Here is a 6,000-nt window from a genome sequence, read left to right as displayed (position 1 = left end):
TTGAAGAACTCCTCAAGAATATCGCAGAAGCCGTACTTTTGTATTTTGAAGATGAACTCGAACCAGAAGAAGAGATCACAATCCTGACGCAGACAGAACTACAGGTGCATTCCGTTGCCAAAGCTTCCGGTTGTTAGTAGTTCGGATATTGTCAGGGTTCTCGAAAAACTCGGTTATACTTTTGTTCATCAGCGCGGAAGTCACATCAAAATGGTCAAAGAGACCGACAACAAAAGACACATGATCATCATTCCCCTTCGAAAAGAACAAACGCGACCAACGTTGAACAATATTCTGAACGATATAGCAAGTCATAACGATATCACAAAGGAAGACCTCATCGCTCTATTTCGTTAACCGTTAGATTCTCTCCCGTAACGTGAGATTGTGGGTCAGCGACCCCGCTTACGTGAGCCGCCCCTCCCAACTTATCGTCTTCACAGCGGCACGGCCTCACGGAGAGATGCGGTCCCTGATGTACCAGTGCAGTCCTCCCTCGGTCACCACGTCGACCTCGCGGCCGAGCAGGTCTTTTTAGTCCTGAGCGAGAGCGATCTGGTCGAGGAGACTCCTTCCCGGCTCGAACTCGACGAGGAGGTCGAGGTCGCTCTCCGGGGTTTCCTCGTCCCGGGCCACCGACCAAAAGACCCTGACCCTGCGGGCGCCGTGTCCGGCTGCGACTCTAAGGATCTCTTCCCGCCGCTCAAGCAGATCGGCAAAGAGGCTCAAGCCATCCCTCTCCTGTATCGATCGTATGGACCGGGGGATATAAGAGTTCTCCCGGAACCCGGTTGGACGGGAGGACCGCCCCTACTCCCGCCACCGCGGCAGCGTCGAGAGGTACCGGGCGACCATCTCCCTCGCCTTCTCTACAGGCATCCCGAGGTTCGCGGCCATCATCGGCGCGTACCGCTCGACCGCCTGCTCCCGCGTCAGATCGGGCTCCGTGAACCTCCCGTCCCGGTAGCAGTAGGTGCAGTACCGCGTGCTCCGCGACCCGTCCGCCTCCGTCCCGGCGTCCTCGTCGCGTGCAAGGGGCATCCCGCAGCTCTCGCAGAGGGGGATCTCCCTCCCCGCCCACCGCTTCAGGCACGAGAGTTGCTCCTTCGTGAACGCCTCCGCCTTTTCGAGGGGAATCGCATACATCTGCGACATCATCCCTCCGCCAAGCTTCGCCATCTCATCGATGGTGGCCCCGGGGTTCGTGAAGGCCCCGTCCCGGTAGCAGTAGGTGCAGTAGTCCTTCGAGGGTGCGCCGTCCGCTTCCGTCCCGAACTGCTCCTTCTCGCTCATCGGCATCCCGCAGCTCTGGCACGCACGTATCCCTTCCGTCTTCATACAATCTCCTTGTAGCAGTGAAATGCTGTAAATAGGCAAACCGACCGCTCAGGATATAACTATTTGCAAAAAAGACCGTTAAAAGATGCGGCTGCACCCGCCGGCTCCCCGGCCGAAGAACGAGCCGCCGCCTACTCGCCGCGGGGCGGGAACCGGATCGTCATCCTGCCGCCTGCGCCGTGCTCGAGCACCGCGTCGCGCTGGAGCGCCCGGGCGTAGCCGGCGAGGTAGGGTTCGGCCACCCGGACGTCCGCGAAAGCTTCCCGGACCGCCGTTGCCGCGCCGTCGACGGCGATGGCCACGCCCTCTTCGCCGGCTTCCGTGGACTCGCAGGGGATCCCCCACGTCAGGAGGAGCCCCTCCATCAGGGTCGGAGGATCGAGCCGTTCCTCAGCGTGGGTGACGAGTTCCGTTCCGTTCTCTTCGCCGAGCCGCCTGGCGATGGCGGCGATCCGCTCCGTGAGCCCGGCCGGAGCGTCCGCAAGGAGCTTCTGCACGAGCGATCCGGTGACGTCGTGCCGCTGCAGCGACCGTGCCACCTTGATCAGCTGCCAGTCCCGGGCAAACGAAGTACCGGTACGCATATTACCCTCTCATGATACCGTACGCCATCACGCCGAGGCCGAGGATCACCACGATGTGTGAGAAGATCGTCGACCAGACGATGATGAATTCATCGGGCGTGAAGACGCTCACGAGATCGGCGAACGTGATCCCCACGACCAGCGTAAACAGCCCGTAGATGAAGAGGAGCAGGGTCGGCTGCTTCACAATCCGGTAGGCGTTGAAGATGATGCCGATGACGAGCACTCCGAGAAGGAGCGTCACGATCGCAAGCATCTGCTGTATGGTTTCTATCTGCAATCCGTTCATGTCTGTTCCTTGACCTTCCTCACCGAGATGATCGTCTGGATATCCCTCACCCCCGGAAGGCCGGAGAGGGGGACGAGCACGCTCCGTTTCAACTCGGATATGTTCTGCACCCGGACCTTGATGAAGAAGTCCCCGGGTTCGAGCACCTCGTAGAGTTCAAGGATGCTCGGGAGACCCTGCATGAACTCTTCGACCTCTGATTTCCCGTCGGGGTGAACCCTGACGTTCAGAAAAGCGACCAGAGTATGCTCGAAACACTTCTGGTTGATGACGATCGTGAACCGCTCGAGGATGCCGGCGTTCTTCAGTTTCTCGATCCGTTTAAAGACCGTCGACGGTGCTATACCCAGCATTGAGCCGAGTTCTGCCATAGACATTCGCCCGTCTCTCTGCAGTTCCCGAAGGATCGCATCGTCGATCTCGTCCATTCAATACAGTAGTTACAAGTTTTTATTTATAAAAATTCCGCATTTGTATTTATAATATGAGTGGATTATTTTTCGTTTCTGTCGGATAATGAGGGGGATAAGGGGGTTTTGCCGGAGTTCCGCCCGGTGATGAAATGTGAGTTTCAAAAGGTTTTTGGAAAAATCACGTAAAAATACTGCGGATTGAGGAAATATTATTTCAAAGTCTGCGAAAGATCGTTCCTCCGGGGTTGACTGCCCGAACCGGCCCGGGCCCTCCCGCTGCTTCCCGGATGGCCGTGTCGATGAACTTCCTTGCCGCGCGGAACCCCTCCCGCATGGGCATCCCCCGGGCAAGGCATGCCGTGAGCGCCGCCGAGAAGCAGCATCCCGACCCGTGCACCGGGTAGGGATAGCGCTCCCCGGAGAGCCGCATCTCCCCCTCCCGGTCGACCAGAAGGTCGATCGCCGCACCGCCCGCGAGGTGCCCGCCCTTCACCACCACGGCACGGGCGCCGAGATCGAGGATCCGCCGGCCGGCCTCGGCCATCTCCTCGACGGTCGTGACCCGCATCCCGCTGAGCACCTCGGCCTCCGGGATGTTCGGGGTGACGACCGCCGCCCGCGGGATGAGCAGGTCCGCGAGATCCCTGACGGCATCCTCCGCAAGCAGCCGGTGGCCCGACGTCGAGACCATCACCGGGTCGATGACGAGCGCTGCCCCCTCCGGCAGGGCCCCCGCGACCGCCCGGATGATCGGGGCGTTCCCGAGCATCCCGGTCTTCCACGCCCCGATGAAGAAGTCGTCGGCGACCGCTTCCATCTGCGCCCGCACCGCGTCGGGAGGGAGCATCCAGGTCCCCCGCACCTCGCGGGTGTTCTGGGCGGTCACCGCCGTAACGACCGTCAACCCCCAGATCCCGAGCGCTACAAAAGTCTTCAGGTCCGCCTGGATGCCCGCCCCTCCCCCCGAATCGGAACCGGCGACGGAGCAGGCGGCGATCATCTCTCCATCCCTCATCCATCAGGTGTCGCCCGGGATCCGCTTGAATCTTTGCTTCTCCCCCGCCATTCCCTTTATCACGTTCTGCACCGACCACTCTTACAATGGATGTAGAAGAGATCAGCCGCCGGCACCTCGCCGCCGGCACCCCTGACGACGAGATCGTGCGCCTTCTCTCCCGGGATATCCTCTCGATCAAGCACCACCGCGTAACCCCCGCCTACGCCGAAGCATTCGCCCGGGCGGTCCTCACTGAAGCGAAGAACTCGACCGGGCTGTCCGGCGACCTCTTCACGTTCGAGCCCTCCGGTTCGACCATGGGCGAGTTCGGCGTCGGCTCAAGGGGTTCGGGCGACTTCTTCGCCCACCGGCAGCTCGCCCGGATCATCGGCCGGACAGAAGCCGCGGTCGGCGTCGACGAGATGGACGACGCCGGCGCCGTCCGTGCCGGCGGGGACTACATCATCACCACCGTCGACGGGATGCACTCGCGCCTCTCGGACTTCCCCTTCCTCGCCGGGTTCCACGTCACCCGGGCGACGCTCCGTGACGTCTACGTCATGGGGGCAAAACCCGTCGCGCTTCTCTCCGATATCCACGTCGCCGACGACGGCGACGTCGCCAAGATCTTCGACTACACGGCGGGCGTCTCCGCCGTCGGCGAGGCCATGGACATCCCGCTCGTTACCGGCTCCACCCTCCGCATCGGCGGGGACATGGTGCTCGGTTCCCGGATGACCGGGTGCGTCGGCGCCGTCGGGGTCGCCCGGCACCTCACCGCCAGGAAATCGATCAGCCCCGGCGACGTCCTCCTCATGACCGAGGGGGCAGGCGGCGGGACGATCGCCACCGCCGCGATCTACTCCGGGTTCCCTAGGGTCGTCGAGGAGACGATCAACCTCCACTTCCTCAAGGCCTGCGAGGCGCTCCTCGCAAGCGACGTCCTCGACGGCATCCACGCCATGACCGACGTCACGAACGGCGGGCTCAGAGGCGACGCCTACGAGATGGCCGAGACCGCCGGCTGCCGGATCGTCGTCGTCGAGGACGACCTCCGCACCCTCGTCCAGCCGAACGTGCTCGAGATGCTCGACGCTCTCCAGATCGACTACCTCGGCGTATCCCTCGACGCGCTTCTCGTCGTCGCGCCGCCCGAGGCTGCGCCCGAGATCCGGCGGGTCGTGGAGTCCGCGGGCGTCGCGATGAAAGAGGTCGGCTATGTCGAGGAAGGAGCGCCCGAGTCGGTACTCTCCGTCAACGGCGAGATCCGCGATTTCACCCCCCGGTTCCGGGAGTCGGCATACACCCCGGTCAAGAAGGTCGTTGACGAGGATAAGAGGGACTTCGAGGAGATGAAGGCCGGGGTCGAGCGGGCGGCGGAGGCGGCGCTTGCAAAGAAGCTCCGGATCCTCTCCCGGCTCCGGTCCTCGTGAGGAGAATGGTGTATTCTCTAACACAGCATCTTTGCGACTCTTGTCAGCGGCCTTTGCCCCACCCCGCCCATGCTCTGGTTTCCTGCAGGGGCATGCCGGTCGGTTGAGAGGGTGTCTGCCCCACGCCATCGGGGAGGGCAGGACCGCCGTTCCCATAGGGAGGCCCTGGCCTGCCGGTGGTCTCGTGACGATGCGGTCATCGGGGGCAAATTTATATCGCCAGCTCCCGATAGGAGATATTGAACAGCCATGCCCGTCACACAGGATCTGATCCGGAAGAAGCGGTCCAGGATTCTCACAATAGCCAGGCGGCACGGTGCCAGGAATCTGCGGGTCTTCGGGTCGGTCGCCCGGGACGAGGCGGGCCCGGAGAGCGATCTCGACCTTCTGGTGGAGTTGGAGCAGGGCAGGAGCCTCCTCGACCATATCGCGCTCATCCAGGACCTGGAGGAGGCCCTTGGGTGCCGGGTGGACGTGGTGACGGAAACGGCGCTCAAGGAGCGGTACAAAAAGCGGATCCTCAAAGAGGCAGTACCGTTATGAGGGACGGGATCGACCGGCTCCTCGACATCCTGGAAGCAATCGAGGGGATTGAGCGGTATACGGTCCGGGGTAGAGATGCTTTTTTGCAAGATGAACTGGTGCAGGTCTGGATGGTGCATCACCTCCAGATCATCGGGGAAGCAGCCTCCCGCACTCGAAGACCGGAGGTCTTCTCACGCTCCGCTCCTTGAGGGAGCGTCGCGTCTTCCTCCTGATCTTCGAAGCGCTTCTCCCGGCGTTCCCTAGGAGCAGGTAATCGGTCTTCGAAATATCCTGGTTCACGCATACTTCCGCGTGGACCCTGAGGAGGTCTGGGCGGTCGTGGATCACGATATCCCCGCACTCAGGGCGGAAGTCGTGGCGCTCCTCTCTTTGCTTGGCGGCACAGGAGGCGCCGGGTAGA

Annotated in this window: 11 protein-coding genes; 5 read left to right on the top strand and 6 right to left on the bottom strand. The window is 62.1% G+C overall.

What is annotated here, in order from left to right; all coding sequences use genetic code 11:
• Positions 1-114 precede the first annotated feature (114 nt).
• On the top strand, positions 115-357 hold the full coding sequence (locus EI28_RS15480) for a type II toxin-antitoxin system HicA family toxin (protein ID WP_082223134.1): 243 nt from the start codon (positions 115-117) through the stop codon (positions 355-357).
• 177 nt (positions 358-534) lie between these two features.
• Here the strand turns inward: EI28_RS15480 and EI28_RS08420 are convergent, their stop codons facing one another.
• From EI28_RS08420 to thiD, 6 genes are all read right to left on the bottom strand, one after another.
• Positions 535-729: a nucleotidyltransferase family protein gene (locus EI28_RS08420; RefSeq protein ID WP_231476664.1), complete on the bottom strand. Its 195-nt coding sequence runs from the start codon at positions 727-729 to the stop codon at positions 535-537.
• Between the two features lie 81 nt (positions 730-810).
• Entirely contained in the window at positions 811-1,338 is a 528-nt protein-coding gene (locus tag EI28_RS08415; RefSeq protein ID WP_048114174.1) for a zinc ribbon domain-containing protein, read from the bottom strand.
• A gap of 131 nt (positions 1,339-1,469) precedes the next feature.
• Positions 1,470-1,922 carry a hypothetical protein gene (locus EI28_RS08410; protein WP_048114173.1) on the bottom strand — a complete coding sequence of 151 codons (453 nt, stop codon included), beginning with the start codon at positions 1,920-1,922 and terminating at the stop codon, positions 1,470-1,472.
• Between the two features lies 1 nt (position 1,923).
• Entirely contained in the window at positions 1,924-2,211 is a 288-nt protein-coding gene (locus EI28_RS08405) for a hypothetical protein (RefSeq protein ID WP_048114172.1), read from the bottom strand.
• Positions 2,208-2,639: an Lrp/AsnC family transcriptional regulator gene (locus EI28_RS08400; RefSeq protein WP_048114171.1), complete on the bottom strand. Its 432-nt coding sequence runs from the start codon at positions 2,637-2,639 to the stop codon at positions 2,208-2,210. The genes EI28_RS08405 and EI28_RS08400 overlap by 4 nt, the downstream gene beginning before the upstream one ends.
• 199 nt (positions 2,640-2,838) lie before the next feature.
• A complete protein-coding gene (gene thiD, locus EI28_RS08395) occupies positions 2,839-3,639 on the bottom strand; it encodes a bifunctional hydroxymethylpyrimidine kinase/phosphomethylpyrimidine kinase (protein ID WP_231476663.1) in 801 nt (266 codons plus the stop codon).
• A gap of 86 nt (positions 3,640-3,725) precedes the next feature.
• Here thiD and EI28_RS08390 point away from each other — a divergent pair, with 86 nt between their 5' ends.
• The 4 genes from EI28_RS08390 to EI28_RS14845 all read left to right on the top strand — a co-directional run bounded on the left by EI28_RS08390 (position 3,726) and on the right by EI28_RS14845 (position 5,999).
• Positions 3,726-5,054, top strand: coding sequence for an AIR synthase-related protein (locus tag EI28_RS08390; protein WP_048114169.1), 1,329 nt, complete (start codon positions 3,726-3,728; stop codon positions 5,052-5,054).
• Between the two features lie 249 nt (positions 5,055-5,303).
• Positions 5,304-5,597, top strand: coding sequence for a nucleotidyltransferase family protein (locus tag EI28_RS08385; RefSeq protein ID WP_048114168.1), 294 nt, complete (start codon positions 5,304-5,306; stop codon positions 5,595-5,597).
• Positions 5,594-5,788: a DUF86 domain-containing protein gene (locus tag EI28_RS14850; RefSeq protein WP_052379708.1), complete on the top strand. Its 195-nt coding sequence runs from the start codon at positions 5,594-5,596 to the stop codon at positions 5,786-5,788. The genes EI28_RS08385 and EI28_RS14850 overlap by 4 nt, the downstream gene beginning before the upstream one ends.
• Positions 5,789-5,891: 103 nt before the next feature.
• Positions 5,892-5,999 (top strand): hypothetical protein, encoded by a 108-nt coding sequence (locus tag EI28_RS14845; protein ID WP_231476662.1) that lies wholly within the window; start codon positions 5,892-5,894, stop codon positions 5,997-5,999.
• Position 6,000 lies beyond the last annotated feature (1 nt).

This window comes from Methanoculleus sp. MH98A (assembly GCF_000691865.1).
In the GTDB taxonomy this organism is placed as follows: domain Archaea; phylum Halobacteriota; class Methanomicrobia; order Methanomicrobiales; family Methanoculleaceae; genus Methanoculleus.
The sequence above is the reverse complement of the archived record's forward strand: the minus strand, read 5'-3'. Positions and strand labels throughout refer to the sequence as shown.